Raw genomic sequence first — 23,293 nt, 5'->3', positions numbered from 1 at the left:
TCAGGTGTTCGTGTGAACGAAGGCCGTCCAGGATGCGGGCGAGACGGTGAGCACGGGGCCCGCGTCACCGGCCTTGGAGTCCCTGACGTGCACGGCGGCGGGGTGGGCGGCTACCTCGACGCAGGCGCCGCCTTCGCCGCTGCTGTGACTCGACTTCCGCCAGTCGTAAGCGACTTCGATGCAGGCGCCGCCCTCGTTGCTGCTGTAACTCGACTTGAACCAGGCCAGTGCGCGGGTCATAGCTCTCCTAGCAGGTCGTCCAGCAGACCCTTGCTCTTTTCCATAGTGAGGGCCTGCGAACGCAGCATCCCATACCTGAGCTGGAGCACGTGGACCTCGTCGGGATCGTCTGCGAGAAAGCTCATGTTCTGGGTTTCCAGATAGGCCAGCGACTCGTGCTCGGGGGTCTGAAGCAGGATCACTGGGCCAGCCAGCGCTGCGTGGACGTCGACGCCCATGGGCATGATCTGGAAGCCCAGGTAGGGGAGTTCGGCAGACTGGCACAGGCGCTGCAGCTGTCCTCGGTGCACCTCTCGACCACCGATCGGGCGCCGTAGCACGGCCTCCTCGACGATGACGTGAATGATCGGTGGCGACGGCTTGCGGTCGAGGACCGCTTGGCGGTCCATTCGCGCCCTGATCCGTTGTTCTGTCTCTTCCGGTGTGATGGGCGGAAAAAGGCAGCCGAAGATTGCAGCCGCGTAGGCCTCCGTCTGGAGCAGCCCGGGGACGACTTGATTCTCGTACCACAGGAGACTGAGCGCCTCCTGCTCGTGCTCGATGAACTCCCGGGCGAACGCCGGATATCGCTCCCGCACCGGCACCTTGGCCAGGGACGCCGAGAGCAGTCCGCCGGTCTCCAGGAGTTCGTCCAGCTGTGTGGCCAACCTCGGCTGGAGCAAGCGCCGCCCCTGCTCAATAGAGGCAACCGTCTCCAGGTCGACGTGGAGCAGCTCGGCCAGCCGGCCCTGCGTGTAGCCCGCCTTCTTGCGGAGCTGCCCGTGCAGCGCGCCGATGACCCTCCAAGACGCGTTCCGCTGGGGCCTGTTCGTGTGACGCATGCGTGACCCATGCCCCCGCCGTCACGTACTGACGCTCCGTCGACCCGTACATCACCCGTACAAGAATCTTTCTGTAGCGACTACTAGGAAAAGGGTGGGGCGCCGTTGGTCACCGCTTTCGCGGACGATGCGGGAAGTGTACACTTCTGTGCATGAGTGAGACTTTGCCGATCACCGAGGCGCGGGCGAGGTTCGGATCACTGGTGCGTCGCGCGTCCCACGCCCGTGAACGCATCACCATCACCGACCACGGCCAGCCGGCGGCCGTGCTCATCAACCCCCAGGAGCTTGCCGACCTGGAGGATGCCCTGGCCTTGGCCCTGTACCGGGAGCGCCAGGCCGCCGGTTCCGTGGCGCCCGTGCCGCACGATGATGTCCGTGCCAGGCTAGGGCTGGAGCGTGGGTGACCTACGCGATCGTCTGGGACGAGGCAGCCATCGACGCGGCCGCCCGGTTCCTCAAGGATGACCCCGACGGGCTGCGTCAGCTGATGGACGCGGTCGACCTGCTCGCGGACCGGCCCCGGCCGGAGGGCAGCACCCCATACGGCTCCCCGGACCTGCGCCGGATGCATGTCGGGCGCTATCGGGTCATGTACGAGATCACCGACGCCACAGTCACCATCGTGGTCATCCACGTCGGCCGTCTCGGCTGACGTCCGGCAGCAGTGATGGGCCGGGTCGACCGCGGTCCGGCCCATCGACGGGCACTTCGGCGTACTGCGCGGATCGCCGTACCGCCATCGTGACGACCGAGGACCGGCTCATACCGGCCGCGCTCCAGCGTCAGCCGGACGAGTCCGTCCCGGGCGCCCGGTGCGCGGCACTGCCTACTGGGCAGTTACGTGCACCGGGCACTCGACGCTGATCAGCGGCTTCCTCGCCGCCGAAGCGCCTACGCGCTGAGCGACGCCGGCCGGTCCAGGAAGGCGAGTACGGCGCGCTTCTCCGGGAGGTAGACCTCGGGCAGGTCGATCTCCGGGAGGGTGATCTCGCCCTGGGCGGCGAAGCCGATCCGGCCCAGCAGGGCGAGCGCCTTCTGGTTGGCGGCGTCGGGCTCGGCCACCGCGCGACGGACCGCCGGGTCGAGGAAGGTGAAACGGATGAGTGCGCCGACCAGGGTGCGGCTGAAGCCGGGGCGCGGGCGGCCGTCGGCCGGCGCCAGCATCAGGTGGATGCCGATGTCGCCCTCGCGGACCTCGTAGCACTCGCTGACCCGGTCCTCCTCGGGCTGGTAGGTCTGGAACAGGGCCACCGGCTCGCCGTCCAGCCGGACCATGAAGGCGTGGTGGGTGGTGCGGCGGTCGACGTCCTCGTAGATCTCCTGGACCAGTTCGCGGCTCACGCCGTTCATGCCCCAGAACTTGGCCCGCTCCTCGCTCACCCAGGAGTGGAGCACGGCGGAGTCGGCCGCCGGGTCGACGGGGGTGAAGCGGAGGGCGCCGAACCCCTCGATGGTCTCGGCGTGCACGTCCGCGCGCGGCGTGGCGGGGGAGGGAGCGTCGGTGGTTCTCATGCGTATTCCTTCGTGAGCTTGTTCCAGTCGGTGACGACCGGTACGAGTGCGCCCTGCGCCCAGAGCGGGAGCTGGTCGCGGTGGTGGGGGGTGCCGGGGACGCCGTCGGCGCCCAGCGGGACCGCCCACAGGCTGTCCTCGCGCCGGGCCAGGTCCCATACGTAACGGGCCGCCGAGGCGCGGGCGGTGAGGTCGGTGACGCCGGGCACGGACGAGGTGGCGTTGACGCAGTCGTGGTCGCCGCCGAGGCCCGGCCAGGTGGCCTCCGGGTCCGGGATCGCCTGCCATGGCGCCAGCCGGTGGACGTCCGACCAGGGGGTGTCCGGGGTGCCGGCCGTCGCCGCCGCCGTCTGCTCCAGGGCCGCCCGTACGTGCGCAGCCCGGTCGAGCTCCGGCAGCAGGTGCGTGGTGAGCAGGCCCTCCAGCGCGTAGCCGGTCTTGGGGACGAGGAACTGCCAGGCGTGCAGCACCGAGGGGCCGGTCGGCGGGCTCGCCAGCCCGGCGAACACCGGGTCGGCGGCGATGGCGCGGGTCACGGCGGTCCGGAAGGCGGCGAAGAGGGTCGCCTCGGTGCTGTCGGCGGCCATGTGCCGGTCCCAGCCGAGCAGCCGCTCGCGCAGGGCGGCGGCCTCGGGGGAGAGGCCGTCGAGCTCCGGCAGCAGGGCCAGCAGCGGTCCGGCGGAGGCCAGGTAGGTGTCCCGGTGGACGTCGGCCATGGCCGGCGCGGTCCAGTCGGCGGAGCCGCTGAGCAGCTCGCGGATCCGGTTCGCCCGGTGCGGGGGAGCGAACTCCACGCCGAACGGGGAGGCGATGCCGCGGGCGTTGGCCATCACCGCGAAGCCCTGCACGGGCTCCTCGGCGGTCTCCGCCCAGCCCTGCCAGGCGTACCGCGGGTCCCAGCCGGGCACCGGGCGGGAGCGGTTGGCACGGTCGCGCAGCGGGACGGCGCCCGCGACGCGGTGCAGCAGGCCGCCCTCGGTGTCGGCGGCGTGCACCACGTTCACCGGCTCGGCCCAGCCGTCCAGGGCGCGGTCGATGTCGGCGACCGTACGGGCGCGCAGCAGGGCCGGCAGGACGGCGAAGCCGAGGTCGGCGCGGACCCGCGGCGGGTAACGCAGGCTCAGGTCGGCGTCGGCACCGTCCTCGCCGGCCCGGACCACGACCGGGCCGCGCCCGGTCTCCAGCACCTCGACCTCGATTTCCGCGGTGGAATCGCCGTCCTTGACGGTGATGGTCTCGGTGTGGCGGGCGACCGGCTCCCGGGTGCCGTCGGCGCCGCGCGCGGTGACCGTGCAGTCGTCGGCGTCGCCGTCCCGGTGCAGCTCCTCCGTGTACAGGTCGTGGTAGTCGGCCATGGCGTTGGTGATGGCCCAGGCGGCGGAGCCGGTGTGGCCGAAGTGGGCGAGGCCCGGGATGCCGGGGACCGCGATGCCGAGCACGTCGTAGTCCGGGCAGGCGAGGCGGATCTGCTGGTAGATGCCCGGGTCCTCGATGAACCGGTGCGGGTCGCCCGCGATGATCGCCGCGCCGGTGGCGGTGCGGTCGCCGGGCACCAGCCAGCCGTTGCTGCCCGACGTGCCGGGGCCGTCGGTGGCGAACAGGTCCACCGACTCCTCGCCGAGGACGCGGGCGACCCGGTCGCGCCACAGCTTGGTGGGGAAGCCGGCGAACAGGATGTGCGCGGACAGCCAGATGCCGAGCGGCACCCAGGGCTCCCAGGGGGTGGGCGTCAGACCCGTGTCCGCGAAGCGCGGGTCGCGGGCGGCGCCGAGCGGCAGGCCCTCGTTCACGCCGTCGACGTACGCGCGGACCCAGGCCGCGGTGCCCTCGTCCAGGGCCTCCCAGCAGCGGCGGGCGGTGTCGTCGAGGCGGACCCGGCGGGCGAAGACGTCCCAGTCGACGGCCTCCCGGCCGAGGAAGGCGGCGGTGGAGCCCTGCGAACGGTGCCGCTCGACCTCCAGCTGCCAGGCCCGGTCCAGGGCGGTGGTGCGGCCCTGCGCGTGGAGGAGGCTGAGCTCGTCCGAGGCGCGCAGGTGGGGGATGCCGTGGGCGTCCCGGAACACCTCGAAGTCCCTGTCCGCGACCCCGTCCGTGCCCCTGGCCGCGACCCTGTCCGTCACGTTGTTCTCACTGCTCACACCGCTCACTGCTCCCCGAGTGCATTAGGTTAGGCTGGCCTAACTATATGGCCCCCGGTGGGGGGCTCGGCGAAGGGGAGGACGGGCATGGGCGTCGGCAAGGGGTGGGAGGGAGTCGTCCTCAAGCTCCTGAGGGGCAAGGACTTCACCTTCACGGTGACCGGGGCGGAGGACGTCACGGCCGACTTCCGCCGGGTGCACTTCACCGACGGCGGCCTGCTGGCGGCGGCGGGGGAGTCGCTGCACCCGACCATGTGGGTGCGGCTGTGGTTCGAGAACGAGGGCAAGCCGCACCAGCGCGCCTACACCCTGGTCGACCCCGACCGGGAGGCCGGCACCTTCGCGCTGGAGTTCGCCCTGCACGACGGGGTGGCCAGCCGCTGGGCGCGCGACGTGCGGCCCGGCGGTGCGATCGAGGCCACCGTGCAGGGCACCGGATTCAGCGCGCCCGCGCCGGCGCCGGAGCGGCTGCTGCTGATCGGCGACCCGGCCTCGCTGCCGGCCATCAACTCCCTCCTGGACGCCTTCCCGGAGACCGCGGCCACCATCTGGTTCGAGACCCAGCACGCCTCGGACGCGGAGCTCCCGGTCCGGCTGGACCCGGCCCGGCACGAGATCCGGAGGATCGCCCGGCAGGACGGCGGCGCGGCCCTGGTCGAGCGGGTCAAGGCCGAACTGCCGGAGCTGGCCCCGGACCCCGGGTCGGCGTACGTCTGGCTGGCCTGCGACACCGCCACCACCCGCACCCTGACGGCATGGCTCCGCAAGGACCTGGCCCTGCCCAAGCAGCGGGTGAACAGCCTCGGCTACTGGCGGGACGCGGCGGCGGCCTGACGTACGGCGGGCCGGTGCGGTCGGGCGCCGACCGCGTGGGTCGGGCGCCGACCGTGCGGGTCAGGCGCCGACCGTGCCGTCCACCGCCTCGCGGAGGAAGTCCGCATGCCCGTTGTGCCGGGCGTACTCCGTGATCATGTGCTGCATGATCAGGCGCAGGGTGGCGTCCGCCTCCCAGCGGGGCACGCGCACCGTGAGGTCGAGGGAGTCCGCGGCCGCCTCCACGCGGCGGGCCTCGGCGACCTCGGCCTCCCAGGCGGCGAACGCCTCGGCGCGGGTCGATCCCGAGGCGTCGTAGGCGGCCTGGAAATCGCTCCCGTCGGACCACACGAACGGGACGTCCTCGCCGGCCACCGTGCGGCGGAACCAGTGCCGTTCCACCTCGGCCATGTGCCGTACCAGGCCGAGCAGGGAGAGGGTGGAGGGCGGGCTGGCCGGCCGCCGCAGCTCCTCGTCGGTCAGGCCCTCGCACTTCATGGCCAGGGTGGCCCGGTGGTAGTCCAGGAAACCCCGCAGGGTCTCCCGCTCGTCGCCGGCCAGCGGCGGTCCTGTTCGCTCCATGGGCGTGATCATGACATGAGACTGCAGTCGGCGACTGCAACCGCGCGCGCCTTCGGTGGCGTCTGCCTCGACATGCGATCTTTGAACGCGCTCAAATCGACTGGAACGCTGACCGCAACGCCGACCGGGACGCCGACCGGAACGTCGATCGCGTCCGCCGCCGGGCAGCTCCTGCGCTTCGGGTTGCTGCAGGCCCGCTGCTGTGCGTTCGCCGTGGCCCTGGTGGCGGGGATCGGCGCCTCGGCGCTGCTCCCCGACCTCCCGGTGGCCCGCTACGACCTGATCCTGCTGTACGGGATCGGGCTCACCGTGTTCGCCCGCAAGGTCGGCTGGGACAGCGCCCGCGACACCGCGGTGATCGCCGTCTGCCATCTCATCGGGCTGGTCTTCGAGCTGGTCAAGGTGCGGCTGGGCTCCTGGAGCTACCCGGAGGACGCGATCGCCAAGATCGAGGGCGTCCCGCTCTACGGCGGGTTCCTCTACGCCGCCGTCGGCAGCTACGTCTGCCGGGCCTGGCGGTTGCTCGACCTCTCGCTGACCCACTACCGGCCCAGGCTGATGGCGGCCCTGGCCGCCGCCGTCTACCTCAACTTCTTCACCCACCACTGGCTGCCCGACGCCCGGTGGGTGCTGGCGGCGCTGCTGCTGGCCGCCCTGTGGGGGACCGGGGTCGGCTACAGCGTCGGCGGCGCCCGCTACCGGATGCCGCTCGCGCTGGCCTTCGTACTGATCGGCTTCTTCCTCTGGGTCGCCGAGAACGCGGCGACCTACGCCGGGGCCTGGAGCTACCCCGACCAGCTCGACGGCTGGCAGCCCGTGCCGATCGCCAAGTTCGGCGCCTGGGCACTGCTGATCTCGGTCACCTTCGTGATCGCCGCCCGGGCACTCCGCCCCTCCCGCGCCGTTAGCCTCGCCCCATGAACGACAGCGAGAGCATCTACGTCGGCCGTGCCGCCCCCGACGCGGCCCTCGACCACGGCTGGCTGCTCGGCCACTTCAAGGACCCGGCGGACCCGCGGCACAGCGCCGACGTCGAGATCAAGTGGGGAGTGCACGCCAAGGGCGACGAACGCGCGCAGTGGGTCAGGGGCGAACACCGGACCGCGCTCCAGGTGCTGATCAGCGGACGCTTCCGGCTGGAGTTCCCCGGCCGTACCGTCGTCCTCGCCGAACAGGGCGACTACGCGGTCTGGAGCCGAGGCGTCGACCACTCCTGGTACGCGGAGGAGGACACCGTCGTCCTCACCGTCCGCTGGCCCTCCGTCCCCGGGTACAAGGTCCCCGGGTACAAGGTCCCCGATACCGGCAGCACCCTGTGACGATGCCCACGAAACGGGCCAACGATCACGAATCGCTGCGATCGTGTCGGTGGAGACCATCCGGGGCGACCCTCCGGAGGCACATGCGTTCATGCGTTCTGCGTCGGGCTGTTCCCCGGTGAAGATCCGAACCACCAGGGAGAGCGAGTTCCGTTGGCAGCCTTCGCCCGCTGGTGCATGCGGCACCGTCTCGCCGCCGTCCTGATCTGGCTCCTCGCGCTCGGCGGCACCGCCGCGGCCGCCGCCGGGGCCGGAACGGCGTTCTCCAACGACTACCAGGTCCCCGGCACCGAGTCCGGCAAGGCCGGTGACCTGCTCCGGGCCGGCTTCCCCGGCCAGGGCGGCGACACCGACACCGTCGTCTGGCACACCCCGCCCGGCCAGACCGCCCGCACCCCCGCCGTCGAGCAGCGGATGGACCGCGCCCTCGACACCATCGCCGCACTCCCCGGCGTCGGTGCCGTGACCAGCCCCTACCGGCCAGACGGCGCCGGGCAGATCAGCCCCGACGGACGCACCGCCTACGCCGTCGTCACCTTCGACCGGCAGGCCGACGCGGTCCCCAGGGGCCAGGCCCAGGCCGTCGTCGACGCCGCCAAGAACCCGGTGACCGAAGCGGACGGGCTCCAGGTGGAACTCGGCGGCCGGGCCATCGGACTCACCGAGGCCCCCACCTCCCACCTCGCCGAGGCCATCGGCGTGGCCGTCGCCGCCGTGGTCCTCTTCCTCGCCTTCGGCTCGCTCGCCGCCAGCCTGCTGCCCATCGCCACGGCCCTGGTCAGCGTCGGCACCGCCTACGCCGGCATCACCCTGCTCGGCCACGCCATGCCCGTCGCCGACTTCGCGCCCATGCTGGGCACCCTGATCGGCCTCGGCGTCGGCATCGACTACGCGCTGTTCATCGTGACCCGGCACCGCAAGGGCCTCAAACGCGGCCTCCCGGTGGCGGAAGCGGCCGAGAACGCCGTCGCCACCACCGGCCGCGCCGTGGTATTCGCCGGCGCCACCGTCTGCATCGCCCTGCTCGGCATGCTGGTGCTCCGGCTGAACTTCCTCAACGGTGTGGCCATCGCCGCCTCCCTGACCGTGGTCCTGACCGTCGCGGCCTCGGTCACCCTGCTCCCCGCCCTGCTCTCGTACATCGGCATGCGCGCCCTGTCCCGCCGGGAACGCCGGGTGCTCGCCGAGCAGGGCCCGCGGCCCGAACTGCCCACCGGTTTCGCCGCCCGCTGGTCCGCCTTCGTGGAACGCAGGCCCAAGCTGCTGGGCGCCGTCGCCGCCGTGCTCATGGCGGTGCTCGCGCTGCCCACCCTCTCCCTCCACCTCGGCACCTCCGACCAGGGCAACAACCCGGCCGGCTCCACCACCCGGCAGGCCTACGACCTGCTCGCCGAAGGCTTCGGCCCCGGCATGAACGGGCCCCTCGCCCTGGTGGCCCACAGCGACGGCGGGGCCCTCCCGGACCGGGCCGCCCTCGACCGTCTCGCGGAGACCCTGCGCGGCACCGACGGCATCGCCGCCGTCAGCCGCCCCCTGGTCAACCCGGCCGGGGACACCGCCGTCCTGACCGTCGTACCGGACTCCTCCCCGCAGTCCAAAGACACCAGCGAACTGGTCGACCGGCTGCGCCAGGAGGTCATCCCGCCGCTGGAAAAGAACGGCACCGATCTGTACGTCGGCGGGGTGACCGCCGGCTACGACGACTTCGCCGAGGTCATCGTCGGCAAGCTGCCGCTCTTCGTCGGCGTGGTGATCACGCTCGGCTGCGTCCTGCTGCTGCTCGCCTTCCGGTCCGTCGGCATCCCGCTCAAGGCCGCCGCCATGAACGTCGCCGCCGTGGTCTCCTCCTTCGGCGTGGTCGTCGCCGTCTTCCAGTGGGGCTGGGGCAGCGAGCCCATGGGCCTGGGCAGCGCCGGGCCGATCGAGCCCTTCCTGCCCGTGATCATGGTGTCGGTGCTGTTCGGCCTCTCCATGGACTACCAGGTCTTCCTGGTCAGCCGGATGTACGAGGAATGGCTGGAGACCGGGGACAACCGGCGCGCCGTCCGGGTCGGGCTCGCCGAGACCAGCCGGGTGATCAACTCCGCGGCCGTCATCATGATCTCCGTCTTCCTCGCCTTCGTGCTCAGCGGCGACCGCCTGATCGCGATGTTCGGCATCGCGCTGGCCGCCGCCGTCGCCCTGGACGCCTTCGTGCTGCGCACCCTGCTCGTCCCGGCCCTCATGCACCTGCTCGGCCGGGCCAACTGGTGGCTGCCCGCCTGGCTCGACCGGCTGCTGCCGAAGATCAGCATCGAGCCCCCCGACGAGCCGCCACATGCGACACTTCCCGCGCAGCGGCCGAAGGAGGACAACCGTCCGGCGGCCGTTCCCGCTGACCGGTGACCAGCCGCAAGGAGTGCGCGTGTTCTCGATAGACCTGGCCGACGACGCCCAGCTGTTCCCGCTGGAGGTGTGGCACGCCGAGGAGTTCCTCGCCCACATCGACCGGGGGCGCGAGTTCATCGGCCAGTACGTACCCTTCCCGGACCGGGCCACCGACCTGGAGTCGGCCCGGACCCTGCTCGGCTCCAACGCCCACAAGGCCGCCGACGACGGCGTCCGCCTCTACGGCATCCGGCTCGGCGGCACCCTCGTCGGCGGTGTCCTCTTCCCCGCCTTCGACGCGAAGACCGGCAACTGCGAGGTCGGCTGCTGGCTGGAGCCCGCCGGGGTCGGCCGGGGCCTGGTCACCAAGGCCTGCCGGGTCCTGATCGACTGGGCCGTGGACGTACGCGGCATGCACCGGGTGGAGTGGCACGTGGCCTCCGCCAACAAGAAGAGCATCGCCGTCGCCGAACGCCTCGGCTTCACCCGCGAGGGCGTCATGCGCGAGAACCACCTCCACCGCGGCGTCCGCCAGGACACCGAGGTCTGGGCTCTGCTCGCCCGCGAGTGGCGCGCCGCCTCCTGACGCTCCCTCCCCGGGGGCGATGTCGTACCGGACCTCACGCCCGCGGCGCGGTGACGGCCTGATGCCGGGCGACCAGGGCGCGCACGGGCTCGGGGAGCCAGTCCTCGGGGAGCCGGTCCCGGAGGGCCTTCTCCCCGGAGCGGTCGAGCCGTTGCAGGATCTCGGCGGGCGTGGGGCGTGCGGCCGGATCGTGCCGCAGGCAGTCGCCGACCACTGCGGACAGGTCGGCGGGCAGGGTCCGCAGCGCCTGGTCGAGGACGGTGCCTCCCGCGGAGGGGGCGGCGCCGTAGGCGTGGCACAGCACCATCCCGAAGGCGTACGCGTCCACGGCCGGGGTCAGGGGCCCGCCGGTCAGCTGCTCCGGGGCGAGGAAGCCCCGGGTGCCCACCACGACGTCCGTGGTGGTGAGGGACGTCCCTTCGGCGGCCCGCGCGATCCCGAAGTCGATGACGCGGGGCCCCACCCCGGAGATCACGATGTTGCCCGGCTTGAGATCCCGGTGGATGAGCCCGCAGGCGTGGATGCCCTCCATGGCCTCCGCCAGGCCGAGCGCGAGAGCCCGTACGCCCGTGGCGGGGAGCGCTCCGTGGGTGCGCAGCACCTCGTGCAGGGACGGGCCCGGGATGTACTCGGTCACCAGCCAGGGCAGGGCGTCGTCGGGGCCGGCGTCCACCACGGGCGCGGTGTGGAAGCCGCCGACCCGCCGGACCGCGTCCACCTCCCGGGCGAAGCGGAGGCGGAAGGAGCGGTCCTGGGCGAGTTCCTGCCGTACCACCTTGACGGCCACCCGACGGCCCCCGGGCGACATGCCGAGGTAGACGGTGCCCATGCCGCCCTCGCCCAGCCGGGCGGTGAGCCGGTAGCGGCCGATGCGGTCGGGGTCGTCCCGGTGCAGGGGCTGGTGCCGGACGGGTTCGGGGGCGGGCGGGGCGGGGTGGCGGGCCGCGCCCGCACCGGCGTCCTCCGCCTCGGCGGCCCTGCGGAGCCGGGCGATCTCGATCTCGCCCTCGGCGCGGAGCACCGCGGCCTTCGCCTCGCCCTCGGCGCGCAGGATCTCGGACTGCCGGACTCCTTCTGCCATGAGGACGGCGGCGCGCTTGTCACGGTCGGCGCGCATCGTCTTCTCCATGGAGTCCTGGATGGAGGTGGGCGGTTCGATGGCTTTGAGCTCGACCCGGTGGATGCGGATGCCCCACTTGCCGGTGGATTCGTCGAGGACGCCGCGCAGACCCGCGTTGACCTCCTCGCGGGAGGTCAGGAGCTGCTCCAGGCTCATGCTGCTGACGATGGTGCGCAGGGTGGTGACGGTGAGGTACTCGATGGCCTGGAAGTAGCTGGCGACCTCGTAGGTCGCGGCGCGGGGATCCAACACCTGGTAGTAGATGACGGTGTCGATGTTGACGACCAGGTTGTCCGCGGTGATGACCGGCTGCGGCGGTAACGGCACGACCTGTTCCCGCATGTCGATCCGGTTGCGGATCGTGTGGATGAACGGGATGACCAGGTGGAAACCAGAGTTCAGCACGCGGGCGAACCGCCCGTTGCGTTCGACGATGGCCACGCTCGCCTGAGGAATGACGTGCATCGTGCGCACGGCGAGCCACAGCAGCACCAGCCCCGCCACGACCGCCGCGGACACGCTGACCAGCGACCAACCGCTCACCGAACCGCCCCTCACCCCACGTGCGTTCCCGGGAAGCGCAGTCTCGCAGAACACCTTTGTTCCGCACAGGCTTTGGAGGATTCACGGGGAAGGTCCACCCGGCCGGTACGAGCTGAACGCGACACGCCGCTCAGCGCCTGCCGCCGGAGGAAACGACGCCTAAGGCCCGCCCGGCGCTGCCTAAGCAGTGCCGGGCGGGGCCTTAGGCGGGCCTGCCGGCCCCGGGCCCCCGCCTAAGGCTCCCCGGGGCCGGCAGATGCGGCAGGCACCCGATGTGCCGGCACCCCCTGGGACGGGATTCTGGGATCACACCGAACGAGGTGCCCGAGAAACCCGGAACCCACCAGGGAGAACGAGATGTTCCAGCAGGAGATCGCCACCGCCCGTCACGCCGAGCTCCTCCGCCGGGCCGCCGACTACCGGCTGGCCCGCCAGGCCCGGAAGGCGGTCGAGGCCCGCCGCGGCTCCGCTCGCGGCCAGGAACCCGAAGGGCCGGTGAGGGAGCAGCGGAGCCGCTTCGTCCGCGTCGCCTGACCCGCGCGCAGCGTGCGACCCCAAGCGCCATGACGACCGCAGGAAAACCCGATGCGTCCCGGCAGCAGGCATGTGCGATGCTCGGCGGCGTGGAGACCAGATCTGTCAGCCCGGTGTTCGTCGGCCGCGCCGACGAACTGGCCGTACTCACCGACGCACTGGGCCGGGCCGCCGGCCAGGAGCCGCAGGCCCTGCTCATAGCCGGCGAGGCCGGCGTCGGGAAGACCCGGCTCATCGAGGAGTTCACGGCCGAGGCGACCCGGCGCGGCGCCGCCGTCGCCGTCGGCGGCTGTGTGGAGATAGGGGCGGAGGGACTTCCCTTCGCCCCTTTCTCCACGGCACTGCGCGCCCTGCGCCGCCGACTGCCCGAGGAGCTCGCCGCCGCGGCCGCCGGGCAGGAGGACGAACTGGCCCGGATCCTCCCCGAACTCGGCGAGACCCCCCGCGGCAAACACGACGAGGAGAGCACCCACCGCCTCTTCGAGCTGACCGCCCGCCTGCTGGAACGCCTCGCCGCCGACCGCACCGTCGTCCTCGTCCTGGAGGACCTGCACTGGGCCGACACCTCCACCCGGCACCTGCTGGCCTACCTCTTCCGCAGCCTCACCGGCGGCCGCCTGGTCCTCGTCGCCACCTACCGCGCCGACGACATCCACCGCCGCCACCCGCTGCGCCCGCTGCTCGCCGAACTCGACCGGCTGCGCACCATCCAGCGGGTCGAGCTGCCCCGCTTCAACCGCGCCGAGGTCCGCCGCCAGGTCGTCGGCATCCTCTCCTCCCAGCCCGACGAGTCCTTCGTCGACACCGTCTTCGAACGCTCCGACGGCAACGCCTTCTTCGTCGAGGAACTCGTGGCCACCGCCGGGAACGGCTGCCGCACCGGCCTCACCGAATCCCTCCGCGACCTGCTGCTGGTCCGCGTGGAAGTACTCCCCGACGCCGCCCAAGGCGTCGTCCGCATCGTCGCCGAGGGCGGCTCCACCGTCGAGTACCCGCTGCTGCTGGCCGTCTCCCGGCTCACCGAGGACGAACTCCTCGACGCCCTCAGGGCCGCCGTCGGAGCCAACATCCTGCTCGCCACCCCCGACGGCGACGGCTACCGCTTCCGTCACTCCCTGGTCCGCGAGGCCGTCAGCGACGACCTGCTGCCCGGCGAACGGGCCCGGGTCAACCGCCGCTACGCCGAAGCCCTGGAGGCCGACGACACCCTGGTCCGCGCCGAGGAGCGGATCATCCGGCTCGCCAGCTACTGGTACTGCGCGGGCGACCCGGCCAAGGCCCTGCCCACCGCCCTCGACGCCTCCGTAGCCGCCCGCCGCCGGCACGCCTACACCGAGCAGCTCAGCCTGCTCGAACGCGCCCTGGACCTGTGGGACAGCACCCCGGACGAGATCCGCGACGCCCTGCGCCCGGCGGACTACACCGAGGCCTACCCTCCCTGCGGCTGCGACCCCGCGACCCCGCTCCAGCGGCTCGACCTGCTGGCCGAGGCCACCGTCGCCGCCCGGCTCGGCGGGGAGCGCGAGCGCGCCCTGAAGCACACCAAGGTCGCCCTGCGGTCCCTGGAGGGAGCCACCGCCGACCTGGACCTGCTGCGCGCCGCCTGGTTCTGGACCGAACGGTCCCGGCTGGTCGCCAGCCTCGCCCGCGGCGACGGCTGGGAGGAGCTCGGCACCGCCCAGGGACTCGTCAAGGGCCTGCCCCCGTCCCAGGTGCACGCTGAGGTACTGGTCCGGGCGGCAGGCTGGGGCATGCTCCACAACCCCGGCCCCGACAACCTGGCCGCCGCCGAACGCGCTGCCGAGTACGCCCGTATGGTCGGCGCCGAGGAGACCGAACTCAACGCCCGGATCACCGTCGGCTCCCTGCTCACCGACGCGGGCGACGCCGAGGCCGGGTTCGCCGAACTGCACGCGGTCAAGGACCGCGCCGCCGCCCTCGGCCTCACCAGCCTCGCCGGGCGGGCCTACATCAACCTCACCTCACAGCTGGAGAGCCACGGCGAGTCCCGCGACGCCCTGGCCGTGGCCGAGGCGGGCGTGGAACTGGTCGCCCGGTCCCGGCTGCTGGACACCGAGGCGTGGGTCCGCGGCAACATGGCCGAGACCCTGTACAGCCTCGGACGCTGGGAGGAGGCCGCGGAAGCGGCCCGGCGCACCCTCAAGGTCGGCCAGAGCGCCGCCCCGCGCGGCATGGCCTTCGCGCGCCTGTCCTACCTGGCGCTGGCCCGCGGGGAACTCACCGAGGCCGCGAACCAGCTCGCCGCCGCGCACCGGAGCTTCGGCGACCACGACCTGCAGCCCCAGCACCGCATCCCGCTGTACCGCCTCGCGGTGGGCGTGGCGGCCGGCGAGGGGCGGCTGGCCGACGTCCGCGCCGAGCTCGCCGCCGCGGTCGGCGACGGCTTCCCGCTGGGACACCACCGCTACGCCTGGCCGCTGCTGCTCGCCGCCGCGACGGCGGAGGCGGACGCCCGCGGCCTGCCCGCCGCGGACCCCGGCCGGGCCGGCACGGTGGACCTCATCCGGTCCGCCGCGCGGCGCCTGGCCACCCCGTTCCCGCTCTGGCAGGCCCACGCCGAGTACGTACGCGCCGAACTGCTGCGGGCGGAGGGGAAGGACACGGCGGCGGACTGGACGGCCGTCGAATCGGCCGTCCGCCCGCTGGACCGGCCGTACCTGCTGTCCCGGGCCCGGCACCGGCTCGGCGAGGCACTGCTGGTCTCCGGCGGCGACCGGGACCACGCGACCGCGCTGCTCCGCGAGGCCCATGCGGAGGCCGAGCGGCTCGGCGCCCGGCTGCTCCGCGAGGACCTGGCCCTGCTGGGACAGCGCGCCCGGATCCCGCTGACGGTGCCGGAGGCGCCTGCCCCGGCCGCCCCGGACACCGACCCGGCGGAGGCACTGGGCCTCACGAGCCGTGAGCGGGACGTCCTGCGTCTGGTCGCCGCGGGCCTCAGCAACCGTCAGATCGCCGAGAAGCTCTTCATCTCGCCGAAGACGGCCAGCGTCCACGTCTCCAACATCCTGGCCAAACTGGGCGTCTCCGGCCGCGTCGAAGCCGCCGCCCTGTCCCACCGCCTCCGCCTCTTCACCCCGACCGCCTGATCCGCGCCCCGCCGAGGTGCGGGCAGGCGTTCCGCAGGGCTCTGCCCCGCCCTGGCCGGGGCGCGGCTCCGCGAAAGGTGTGGGCAGGCGTTCCGCAGGGCTCTGCCCCGCCCTGGCCGGGGCGCGGCTCCGCAGAAGGTGTGGGCAGGCGTTCCGCAGGGCGGAACGGGTGGGCACACCGGAACGCCGCTCCGCAGGCAACGCTCCTGCCTCGCCGAAGCTTTGGCCGGGCTCGGCCGCAGCCGCTGCTCCCGGGCCCGGGCGGGGCTCCGCCAGGCCCGGCGCCCGCCCTGGAGCGGAGCTCCGCCCGGACGGGGTCCGACCCGTCTGCGGGGTCGGGGTGCGGGGACACGCTGCGCGTCCGGCGCGGGCCGGTGTGCCGTGTGCCCACCCGTGCCGCCCCAGCGGCACGACTGCCCACACGGCCGCGTGAACGGCCGGCACCCACGGCCGCGTGAACGGCCGGCACCCACGGCCGGGGCACCGGCTGCCACGGGCACGGTGGCCGGGTACGGCCGGCACGCCACCACGGCCGGGGTTACGACCGGCCGCACCCACGGCCGCGGGCACGGCCGGCACCAACGGCAGGGGCAACGGCCGACCCGCATACGGCGGGAGCCGTCAGTCCTCGGCGGCTGCCCGACCCGCCAGCCGTATGCGCACACTCCCGGAATCCAGGTCTATCGGTCCGCGCCCCGGATCGCCGTCGCTCGCGTCAACCCGGGTCAGCTCCAGCCGGTTGCGTTCCTCGTCGGTGTGGCGGCGCCCCGGATTGAACAGTTCCTCGATCATGTTGAACACCGTGCCCACCGTTCCTTCCGCCCCGGCCGGGGCTCAGTCGGTCACCGCACCGTCAAGGTCAAGATCCGGTCGTCCCCCGCCTCGGGGGATCCCCGGCCGTCCGTTTCGCTCGTCACCAGCAGCAGGCGGTCGCCCCCCAGCGGGACCACCGTCCGCAGGCGGCCGTACTTCCCGGTGAGGAACGCCTCCGGCTCCGCCACCGGAGCCGTCCCGGCCAGCGGGATCCGCCACAGCCGCTCGCCCTTCAGCCCGGCCATCCACAGCGAGCCCTCGGCCCAGGCGAGCCCGCTCGGGGACGCCTCGTCCGTCTTCCACTGGGCCACCGGGTCCTTGTACCCGGGCTTGCCCGCCTTCCCTTCGGCGGCCGGCCAGCCGTAGTTCCCGCCGGGCTCGATCAGGTTCACCTCGTCCCACGTGTTCTGCCCGAACTCCGCCGCCCACAGCCGCCGGTCCCCGTCCCAGGCCAGCCCCTGCACGTTGCGGTGCCCGTAGGAGTAGACGACCGAGTCGGCTTCGGGATTCCCGTGCACCGGCTCGCCGTCCGGGGTCATCCGCAGGATCTTGCCGCCCAGCGACTTCTTGTCCTGGGCGAGCCCGGTGTCCCCGGTCTCCCCGGTCCCCACGTAGAGCATCTTGTCCGGGCCGAACGCGATCCGGCCCCCGTTGTGCACGAACCCCTTCGGGATCCCCCGGAACACCGTGTCCGGCGCACCCAGTTGCTCGCCCGGCGACCGCTGCTCGTCGTAGCGCAGCCGGGCGATCCGGTTGTCCGAGGCCGTGGTGAAGTACGCGTACACCATCCGGTCACTCGCGAACGAGGGGGACAGGGCCAGGCCCAGCAGGCCGCCCTCCCCACCGGGGTCGACCCCCGGCACCTCGCCGATCACCGTGGTGTTCCCGGTGGCCGTCTCCACCCGGCTGATCGTGCCCCGGTCCCGCGAGGCCACCAGCAGGTCACCGTCCGGCAGTACGGCCACACCCCACGGGGACTCCAGACCCTTGGCCACCTCCCCGGCGACCGTGACGGACCCCTTCGCGGGCGGCCCGGCGGGAGTCGGCGCGGCCGAACCCGACGCCGGAGCCGAAGCCGACGGGCTCGCGGCAGGTGCCTTGGCCGCCGGCGTACCGGACGCGGCCCCACCCCCGTTCCCCGCGGGCGAACACCCCGCCACCACCAGCACCCCGCACCCCACAAGCACCAAGGCCACCCCCGCGCCCCGTGTCCTCCCGTACCGCATCCCCCTGCTCCCTTCCGATACCGCCCCGGTGTGGGCAATCGTCCCGCAGGGCGGGACGGGTGGGCACACCGGACACCGCAGCCCGCGGCCCAGGGTGCGAGCCGTACCCCGGCCGGAGCCCCCGCACGCCGGCCGGACGCCTAGTCCCACGCTCCCACCGCCACCGGCAGCGCCGCGATCTCGGCCAGGTCGGCCGAGGTCAGCATGACCTCGGCCGCCGCCGCGTTCTCCACCGCACGCTCCGCACGCCCGGCCCCCGGCACCGGCACCACCTGCGGCCCCTGGGCCAGCACCCACGCCAGAGCCACCTGCGCCGCCGTGACCTGCGGGCCGTGCCGCTCCGCCACCCGGCGCAGCCCCGCCACCAGCACCTGGTTCGCCGCCATCGCGTACGCCGTGAACCGCGGGTGCCGGGCCCGCGCGTCGTCCGCCTCGAAGCCCTGCCCCGGCGTCAGCGTCCCGGTCAGGAAGCCGCTGCCCAGCGGCATCGCCGCCAGGAAACCCACCCCGCGCGCCGCGCACCACGGCAGCAGGTGCCAGGCCGCCTCCGGCGACCACACCGACAGCTCCGCCTGCACCGCGCTCACCGGGAACACCTGCTGCACCCGCTCCAGGTGGCGGATCGTCACTGCGTACGACCGGTCCCCGCGCCGCCCCGCACCGGGCCCCGCGCCCGCGCCCACCGCGCAGAACCCCAGCGCCCTGACCTTCCCGGCACCCACGAGCTCCGCCATCGCGCCCCAGGTCTCCTCCACCGGGACCTCCGGGTCCACCCGGTGCAGCTGGTACAGGTCGATCACGTCCGTCTGCAGCCGCCGCAGCGAGGCGTCGCACGCCCGCCGTATGTAACCGGGCCGCCCGTTGGCCACCACGTGCTGGTCGCCCGCCTGCAGCCCCGCCTTGGTGGACACGAAGGCGTCGGCCCGCCGCTCCCGGAGCACCCGGCCGAGCAGCAGCTCGTTGGTGAACGGCCCGTACATGTCGGCGGTGTCGAGCAGGCTCGACCCGTGGTCGAGTGCCGCGTGCACGGCCGCCAGGGCCTTCGTCCCGTCCCGTCGGGAGGCGGCGTACCCCCAGCTCATCGGCATGCAGCCGAGTCCTATCGCGCCCACCGCCAGCGCCGCCGCCCCGATTGACCTGCGCTCCACCCGTGCGTCCCCCTCCGTCTCGCACCCCCGAATGTAACGGCTTGATCGCGGCGGCTTGGCATAGCCTCCCGATCATGAGTTCACCCACCCCAGAGGTCTGGCTGCCGTATCCCGCCGAGGACATCGACGGTCTGCCCGGCTCCTTCCGGTACCGACGGTGGGACGGCGAGGACGAGTTCCCGGCCGACCCCGCGGACTGCGTCTTCTACGTCACGCCCTACATGAAGTCCCCGGCGGTCAGCGTCCGTCCGTTCGCCCGGATGCCCCGCCTCCAGGTCGTCCAGACCCTCACCGCCGGCATCGACCACGTCCTCGGCGGCCTGCCCGCCCTGCACCCCGGCGTACGGCTCTGCAACGCCCGCGGGGTCCACGACGCCAGCACCGCCGAACTGGCGCTCACCCTCGTCCTCGCCTCGCTCCGCGGCATCCCCGGCATGGTCCGCGGTCAGGACCGCGAGGAGTGGCACGGCGGCTTCTACGAGGCGCTCGCCGACAAGTCCGTCCTGCTCGTGGGCTACGGGGCCATCGGCGCCGCCATCGAGGACCGGCTCGCGCCCTTCGAGTGCGCGCGGATCACCCGGGTCGCCCGCTCCGCCCGCACCACCGGACGCGGCCCCGTGCACGCTTTCACCGAGCTGCCCGCCCTGCTGCCCGGAGCGGACGTGGTCATCCTGGCCACCCCGCTCACCGAGGAGACCGAGGGCCTCGCGGACGCCGCCTTCCTCGCCCGCATGAAGGACGGCGCGCTGCTGGTGAACGTGGCCCGCGGCCCGGTCGCCGACACCGCCGCCCTGCTCGCCGAACTGGAGTCGGGCCGGCTCCGGGCGGCACTGGACGTCACCGACCCCGAGCCGCTGCCCGCGGGGCACCCGCTCTGGCACGCCCCCGGTGTCCTGATCACGCCTCATGTCGGCGGCAGCAGCTCGGCGTTCCTGCCCCGGGCCCGCCGTCTGCTGGCCCGGCAGCTCACCCGCTTCGCCGCGGGTGAGTCCCTCGAAAACACCGTACTGATCACGGAATGAGCCCGAATGTGCACTCTCCGTACCTGTTCGAGTGCGCTAGGTGTCCGGAACGCTGCCGTTGGTGACGGAGCGTACAGCAACCCTGTCCCTGAGTGACGAAAGTGGTGTATCGTCCGGAACAAGGGGCTGCGCCGCGAACGTACGGCGCTGGGGAGTGATCGGACAGTTTGGGGGGCGACGGGCGATGCACGGCCAATGGACGAAGGATCCGACGCGGCGGAGCCGCCGGAGGCGCCGCCTGTGCGCGCCGAATTCAGCCACCCGGGCAGGCCGGAGCCACTGGGTGAACCGGAGCCGCCGGACGGGCCGGGCGCACTCGGCGGGCCGGGCGCACTCGGCGGGGCGGGCCCCCTCGGCGGCCGGGTCCGGCCCGGCCGGCCGGCCCGGACCGGCCCGGCCATCCCGGCCACCCCGCCCGGCCGCACCACCCCGCCCCGGGCCGGCGTCCGAGGGGGACGGGTGAGCGCCCCCGGGGCCCTCCTGGCCCAGCCGCCGGTCCAGGGGGGCGGCCGGGGACTCGCGGCCCAGCTCCTCCTCGCCGCGGTGATCGCGGCGTACACCGTCGGCGCCGGGCTCGGCTGGGGGTCGGATCAACTAGCGGAATTCATGGGCGACTTCGGCCTGAGCGCCGCCGCCCTGCTGGCCGCCGTGTCCTGCTACCGGTACGCCCGCGCCGCCGGCAACCGCGACCGCCCCGCCTGGCTGCTGTTCGCCTTTTCCTCCCTCATGGCCGCCTGCGGCAACGCCATCTGGGGCTGGTACGAGGTCGTGCTCGACCGGGACGTACCCAGCCCGTCCGCCGCGGACTTCGCCTTCCTGTGCTTCGCCCCGCCCGCCATCGTCGGCCTGCTCGTCCTCGCCAAGCGCCCGGTGACCAGGGCCGGCTGGGTGTGCCTGGCCCTCGACTCCTGGCTCATCGGCGGCTCCCTGCTCACCCTCGCCTGGAGCCTCGCCCTCCAGCAGGCCACGGAAGCCGCCCAGTCCGGCGCCCCCGGCAGCGTCCTGCGGCCGGCGCTCGACCTCGCCTACCCGATGCTGGACATCGCGCTCGTCTCCATGGTCCTGGTCCTGCACTTCCGCCGGTCCGCCGCCAACCGCTCCGCGGTGAACACCGCCCTCGCGGCCCTCGCGCTGACCGTCCTCAGCGACGCCCTGTTCACCTCCCCGCTCTTCCGGCTGGGCTACCGGTCCGGACAGCTCCTCGACGCCGGCTGGTTCGCCGGCTCGCTGCTCCTCGCCTACGCGCCCTGGGGCGCCCGCCGGCTCCCCCCGCCCGGCGGGCACCCGTACGCCGGCCGCCGGACCGGCCGCCCCATCACCGGCTCCCTGCCCGCGCTCACCCCGTACCTCGCGGCCGCCGTCTGCACCCTGGTCATCCTCTACAACTACAACGCCGTCGACGGCCGGCGGGGGGACGACCGGGTGGCCCTGTTCACCGGCTGCAGCGTGGTCCTCGCGCTCGTCGTCCGCCAGGGCATCATGCTCCTCGACAACATCGCGCTCACCCAGGAACTGGCCCAGAAGGAGAACCACTTCCGTTCCCTGGTCCAGGGCTCCAGCGATGTCATCATGATCGCCGCGCCCACCGGGGTGCTGCGCTACGTCAGCCCCGCCGCGGCCGGGGTCTACGGCCGTGAGGCCGAGAAGCTGGTCGGCACGCAGCTCTCCGAGCTGATCCACCCCGACGACCTCGGCCGGGTGGTCCACGAGGTCCGCCGCTTCCTGGCCGCCCCGCCCGCGGAAGAGCCCACCACCCGCATCGAATGCCGGTTCATGTCCGGCAGCGGGGAATGGCTGAACGTGGAGTCCACCGTCAACCGCCACCACGGCGGACTCATCCTGAACAGCCGCGACGTCACCGAACGGGTCCGCCTCCAGGCCCAGCTGCAGCACAGCGCCGAGCACGACTCGCTGACCGACCTGCCCAACCGGGCCCTGTTCACCCGCCGGGTCCGCCAGGCGCTGACCGGCCGCCGCGCCGGCGACCACAGCACGGCCGTGCTCTTCATCGACCTGGACGGCTTCAAGGCGGTCAACGACACCATCGGCCACCAGGCCGGCGACGAACTGCTCATCGAGGCCGCCCGCCGGCTCCAGGACTCCGTGCGCGCCGGGGACACCGCCGCCCGGCTCGGCGGGGACGAGTTCGCCGCGCTCATCCTCGGCGACGGAGGCCGCGACCGCAGCGCCCGCGAGCACCAGGTGAACGAGATCGCCGAGCGGCTGCGCAGCACCCTCTCCCAGCCCTACCGGATCGCCGGCCACGAGGTCCGGGTCGCCGCCAGCATCGGCGTGGCCTTCGCCGACCCCGGCATCACCCCTTCGGACCTGATGCGCAACGCCGATCTGGCCATGTACCGGGCCAAGGCCGGCGGCAAGGACCGGGTCGAGCTGTACGTGCCGCAGATGCAGTCCGAGGTGACCCGCAAGGCCGAACGGGCCGGCCGGTTCCGCAGCGCGCTGCGCGAGGGCGAGTTCACCCTGTTGCACCAGCCCGTGGTCTCGCTGGCCACCGGAGAGATCACGGCGGTCGCCGCGCAGCCCCGCTGGCGCTCCGCCCAGGGGATCCTCTTCACCCCGGCCGAGCTGCTCCGGGTGGCCGAATCGCAGGAGTCCGGACCGGCCGCGCCCCCCGGCCCGGCGGCCGGACCCGCCGCGGCCGGCGGCACCGCCCGCGCCGACGGGCTGAGCCGCCGGCTGCTGGAGACGGCCGTGGAGCAGGCCGGCGAACGCCACCTGGCCGGGCACGAGGTCCCGGCGGTGGTCCGGATGAGCGCACAGCGGCTGCTGGAGAGGTCCGGGCCGCCCGGCTCGGTCGAGGCGCTGCTCACCCGGCACGGGCTGCCCCCGGGAGGACTGATCCTGGAGCTCGCCCTGCCCGACCCCCGGGTCCCCTTCGACGACCTGGAGCGCCGCCTGGCCTCTCTCCGGCGTCTCGGAGTGCGGATCGCCCTGGACGGCTTCGGCAGCGGGTACGCGGCGATCAGCGCCCTCCGCAGGCTCCCGCTGGACCTGCTCAGGCTGGACCGGAGCCTGGTCGAGGGCGTGGTGGAATCGGCCAGACTGCACAAGATCACCGCAGGATTGTTGCGGATCGCAAATGATCTGGGCATGCAGTCGGTGGCCGACGGGGTGGACCTCCCGGAGCAGGTCATGGCCCTGCGGGCGATGGGCTGCAGCCACGGACAGGGAATGGCGTTTTCCGGCCCACTGGACGAATACCGGCTGCGCAGAGCCCTCGCGAGGAGTACGTTTCCAGTACCGGGCGGGGTGGCCCAGCCTGCCCTGGCCGGCGGTTCGCTGGGGGGGCCACTGGTCACCCATAGGGGCTCACATAATGAGACGGCCGTCCCACCCACTTGACACCGACCTCCCGGCAGAGGGAGGGTCAGTGCCATG

At 73.3% G+C, this 23,293-nt stretch carries 19 protein-coding genes and 2 pseudogenes; 11 read left to right on the top strand and 10 right to left on the bottom strand.

All coding sequences use genetic code 11. From position 1 onward, the window contains the following. Both ACGFQ9_RS29100 and ACGFQ9_RS29095 read right to left on the bottom strand, forming a co-directional pair. Positions 1 to 240: a DUF397 domain-containing protein gene (locus ACGFQ9_RS29100; RefSeq protein WP_393577841.1), complete on the bottom strand. Its 240-nt coding sequence runs from the start codon at positions 238 to 240 to the stop codon at positions 1 to 3. Beyond that, complete coding sequence (locus tag ACGFQ9_RS29095; RefSeq protein ID WP_393577839.1) at positions 237 to 1,061, bottom strand: Scr1 family TA system antitoxin-like transcriptional regulator; 825 nt, start codon at positions 1,059 to 1,061, stop codon at positions 237 to 239. Before ACGFQ9_RS29095 ends, ACGFQ9_RS29100 begins: the two co-directional genes overlap by 4 nt. Before the next feature lie 152 nt (positions 1,062 to 1,213). Between ACGFQ9_RS29095 and ACGFQ9_RS29090 the strand changes: the two genes are divergently transcribed. Together ACGFQ9_RS29090 and ACGFQ9_RS29085 are read left to right on the top strand one after the other, a co-directional pair. Beyond that, positions 1,214 to 1,468, top strand: a complete 255-nt coding sequence (locus ACGFQ9_RS29090) for a type II toxin-antitoxin system Phd/YefM family antitoxin (RefSeq protein ID WP_393577838.1) — start codon at positions 1,214 to 1,216, stop codon at positions 1,466 to 1,468. Next, complete coding sequence (locus ACGFQ9_RS29085; RefSeq protein WP_393577836.1) at positions 1,465 to 1,716, top strand: type II toxin-antitoxin system RelE/ParE family toxin; 252 nt, start codon at positions 1,465 to 1,467, stop codon at positions 1,714 to 1,716. The genes ACGFQ9_RS29090 and ACGFQ9_RS29085 overlap by 4 nt, the downstream gene beginning before the upstream one ends. Before the next feature lie 239 nt (positions 1,717 to 1,955). On the opposite strand, the gene ACGFQ9_RS29080 is transcribed toward ACGFQ9_RS29085, so the two are convergent. Both ACGFQ9_RS29080 and ACGFQ9_RS29075 read right to left on the bottom strand, forming a co-directional pair. Further along, entirely contained in the window at positions 1,956 to 2,576 is a 621-nt protein-coding gene (locus ACGFQ9_RS29080; protein WP_393577835.1) for a GNAT family N-acetyltransferase, read from the bottom strand. After that, positions 2,573 to 4,696, bottom strand: a complete 2,124-nt coding sequence (locus ACGFQ9_RS29075; protein WP_393577894.1) for a penicillin acylase family protein — start codon at positions 4,694 to 4,696, stop codon at positions 2,573 to 2,575. The genes ACGFQ9_RS29080 and ACGFQ9_RS29075 overlap by 4 nt, the downstream gene beginning before the upstream one ends. Before the next feature lie 105 nt (positions 4,697 to 4,801). Between ACGFQ9_RS29075 and ACGFQ9_RS29070 the strand changes: the two genes are divergently transcribed. After that, the gene (locus ACGFQ9_RS29070) at positions 4,802 to 5,548 is read left to right on the top strand and encodes a siderophore-interacting protein (protein ID WP_393577833.1); all 747 of its coding nucleotides are present in this window, start codon (positions 4,802 to 4,804) and stop codon (positions 5,546 to 5,548) included. Positions 5,549 to 5,608: 60 nt separating this feature from the next. On the opposite strand, the gene ACGFQ9_RS29065 is transcribed toward ACGFQ9_RS29070, so the two are convergent. Beyond that, positions 5,609 to 6,109 carry a DinB family protein gene (locus tag ACGFQ9_RS29065; protein WP_393577832.1) on the bottom strand — a complete coding sequence of 167 codons (501 nt, stop codon included), beginning with the start codon at positions 6,107 to 6,109 and terminating at the stop codon, positions 5,609 to 5,611. Between the two features lie 15 nt (positions 6,110 to 6,124). On the opposite strand from ACGFQ9_RS29065, the gene ACGFQ9_RS29060 reads away from it, so the two are divergent. The 4 genes from ACGFQ9_RS29060 to ACGFQ9_RS29045 all read left to right on the top strand — a co-directional run bounded on the left by ACGFQ9_RS29060 (position 6,125) and on the right by ACGFQ9_RS29045 (position 10,381). Further along, the gene (locus tag ACGFQ9_RS29060) at positions 6,125 to 7,030 is read left to right on the top strand and encodes a DUF817 domain-containing protein (RefSeq protein ID WP_393577830.1); all 906 of its coding nucleotides are present in this window, start codon (positions 6,125 to 6,127) and stop codon (positions 7,028 to 7,030) included. Then, on the top strand, positions 7,027 to 7,428 hold the full coding sequence (locus tag ACGFQ9_RS29055) for a signal peptidase I (protein WP_393577828.1): 402 nt from the start codon (positions 7,027 to 7,029) through the stop codon (positions 7,426 to 7,428). Before ACGFQ9_RS29060 ends, ACGFQ9_RS29055 begins: the two co-directional genes overlap by 4 nt. Positions 7,429 to 7,581: 153 nt before the next feature. Further along, entirely contained in the window at positions 7,582 to 9,813 is a 2,232-nt protein-coding gene (locus ACGFQ9_RS29050) for an MMPL family transporter (RefSeq protein WP_393577827.1), read from the top strand. 19 nt (positions 9,814 to 9,832) lie between these two features. Beyond that, positions 9,833 to 10,381, top strand: coding sequence for a GNAT family N-acetyltransferase (locus tag ACGFQ9_RS29045; protein ID WP_393577825.1), 549 nt, complete (start codon positions 9,833 to 9,835; stop codon positions 10,379 to 10,381). A gap of 34 nt (positions 10,382 to 10,415) precedes the next feature. On the opposite strand, the pseudogene ACGFQ9_RS29040 reads toward ACGFQ9_RS29045, so the two are convergent. Further along, positions 10,416 to 11,183 (bottom strand): annotated as a pseudogene (locus tag ACGFQ9_RS29040) (serine/threonine-protein kinase); the annotation flags it as partial. Between the two features lie 159 nt (positions 11,184 to 11,342). After that, positions 11,343 to 12,029: pseudogene (locus ACGFQ9_RS29035) on the bottom strand (SPFH domain-containing protein); the annotation flags it as partial. Positions 12,030 to 12,401: 372 nt separating this feature from the next. On the opposite strand from ACGFQ9_RS29035, the gene ACGFQ9_RS29030 reads away from it, so the two are divergent. Next, the gene (locus tag ACGFQ9_RS29030) at positions 12,402 to 12,578 is read left to right on the top strand and encodes a hypothetical protein (RefSeq protein ID WP_393577824.1); all 177 of its coding nucleotides are present in this window, start codon (positions 12,402 to 12,404) and stop codon (positions 12,576 to 12,578) included. A 77-nt stretch (positions 12,579 to 12,655) separates the two neighbouring features. Continuing rightward, positions 12,656 to 15,685 carry an AAA family ATPase gene (locus ACGFQ9_RS29025; RefSeq protein WP_393577892.1) on the top strand — a complete coding sequence of 1,010 codons (3,030 nt, stop codon included), beginning with the start codon at positions 12,656 to 12,658 and terminating at the stop codon, positions 15,683 to 15,685. 621 nt (positions 15,686 to 16,306) lie between these two features. Here the strand turns inward: ACGFQ9_RS29025 and ACGFQ9_RS29020 are convergent. The 3 genes from ACGFQ9_RS29020 to ACGFQ9_RS29010 form a co-directional block, all read right to left on the bottom strand. Then, complete coding sequence (locus ACGFQ9_RS29020; RefSeq protein ID WP_393577823.1) at positions 16,307 to 16,477, bottom strand: DUF6191 domain-containing protein; 171 nt, start codon at positions 16,475 to 16,477, stop codon at positions 16,307 to 16,309. A gap of 50 nt (positions 16,478 to 16,527) precedes the next feature. Continuing rightward, the gene (locus tag ACGFQ9_RS29015; protein WP_393577821.1) at positions 16,528 to 17,724 is read right to left on the bottom strand and encodes a PQQ-dependent sugar dehydrogenase; all 1,197 of its coding nucleotides are present in this window, start codon (positions 17,722 to 17,724) and stop codon (positions 16,528 to 16,530) included. A gap of 140 nt (positions 17,725 to 17,864) precedes the next feature. Continuing rightward, complete coding sequence (locus tag ACGFQ9_RS29010; RefSeq protein WP_393577819.1) at positions 17,865 to 18,872, bottom strand: aldo/keto reductase; 1,008 nt, start codon at positions 18,870 to 18,872, stop codon at positions 17,865 to 17,867. Between the two features lie 74 nt (positions 18,873 to 18,946). On the opposite strand from ACGFQ9_RS29010, the gene ACGFQ9_RS29005 reads away from it, so the two are divergent. Beyond that, positions 18,947 to 19,894 (top strand): 2-hydroxyacid dehydrogenase, encoded by a 948-nt coding sequence (locus ACGFQ9_RS29005; protein WP_393577817.1) that lies wholly within the window; start codon positions 18,947 to 18,949, stop codon positions 19,892 to 19,894. 459 nt (positions 19,895 to 20,353) lie between these two features. Continuing rightward, positions 20,354 to 23,257 carry a putative bifunctional diguanylate cyclase/phosphodiesterase gene (locus tag ACGFQ9_RS29000; protein WP_393577891.1) on the top strand — a complete coding sequence of 968 codons (2,904 nt, stop codon included), beginning with the start codon at positions 20,354 to 20,356 and terminating at the stop codon, positions 23,255 to 23,257. The last annotated feature ends 36 nt before the right edge of the window (positions 23,258 to 23,293 follow it).

Source organism: Streptomyces sp. NPDC048603 (assembly GCF_043199475.1).
Taxonomy (GTDB): Bacteria; Actinomycetota; Actinomycetes; order Streptomycetales; family Streptomycetaceae; genus Streptomyces.
Note: the sequence above shows the minus strand (reverse complement) of the source record. Positions and strands in the feature narration are given on the sequence as shown.

Excerpts from the sequence above, each read along its gene's own strand:
- ACGFQ9_RS29080 (WP_393577835.1), bottom strand. The coding sequence starts at position 2,576 with ATGAGAACCACCGACGCTCCCTCCCCCGCCACGCCGCGCGCGGACGTG.
- ACGFQ9_RS29090 (WP_393577838.1), top strand. The coding sequence starts at position 1,214 with ATGAGTGAGACTTTGCCGATCACCGAGGCGCGGGCGAGGTTCGGATCA.
- ACGFQ9_RS29030 (WP_393577824.1), top strand. The coding sequence starts at position 12,402 with ATGTTCCAGCAGGAGATCGCCACCGCCCGTCACGCCGAGCTCCTCCGC.
- ACGFQ9_RS29095 (WP_393577839.1), bottom strand. The coding sequence starts at position 1,061 with ATGCGTCACACGAACAGGCCCCAGCGGAACGCGTCTTGGAGGGTCATC.
- ACGFQ9_RS29055 (WP_393577828.1), top strand. The coding sequence starts at position 7,027 with ATGAACGACAGCGAGAGCATCTACGTCGGCCGTGCCGCCCCCGACGCG.
- ACGFQ9_RS29025 (WP_393577892.1), top strand. The coding sequence starts at position 12,656 with ATGCTCGGCGGCGTGGAGACCAGATCTGTCAGCCCGGTGTTCGTCGGC.
- ACGFQ9_RS29020 (WP_393577823.1), bottom strand. The coding sequence starts at position 16,477 with ATGATCGAGGAACTGTTCAATCCGGGGCGCCGCCACACCGACGAGGAA.
- ACGFQ9_RS29015 (WP_393577821.1), bottom strand. The coding sequence starts at position 17,724 with ATGCGGTACGGGAGGACACGGGGCGCGGGGGTGGCCTTGGTGCTTGTG.
- ACGFQ9_RS29065 (WP_393577832.1), bottom strand. The coding sequence starts at position 6,109 with ATGGAGCGAACAGGACCGCCGCTGGCCGGCGACGAGCGGGAGACCCTG.
- ACGFQ9_RS29070 (WP_393577833.1), top strand. The coding sequence starts at position 4,802 with ATGGGCGTCGGCAAGGGGTGGGAGGGAGTCGTCCTCAAGCTCCTGAGG.
- ACGFQ9_RS29100 (WP_393577841.1), bottom strand. The coding sequence starts at position 240 with ATGACCCGCGCACTGGCCTGGTTCAAGTCGAGTTACAGCAGCAACGAG.
- ACGFQ9_RS29060 (WP_393577830.1), top strand. The coding sequence starts at position 6,125 with ATGAGACTGCAGTCGGCGACTGCAACCGCGCGCGCCTTCGGTGGCGTC.
- ACGFQ9_RS29005 (WP_393577817.1), top strand. The coding sequence starts at position 18,947 with ATGAGTTCACCCACCCCAGAGGTCTGGCTGCCGTATCCCGCCGAGGAC.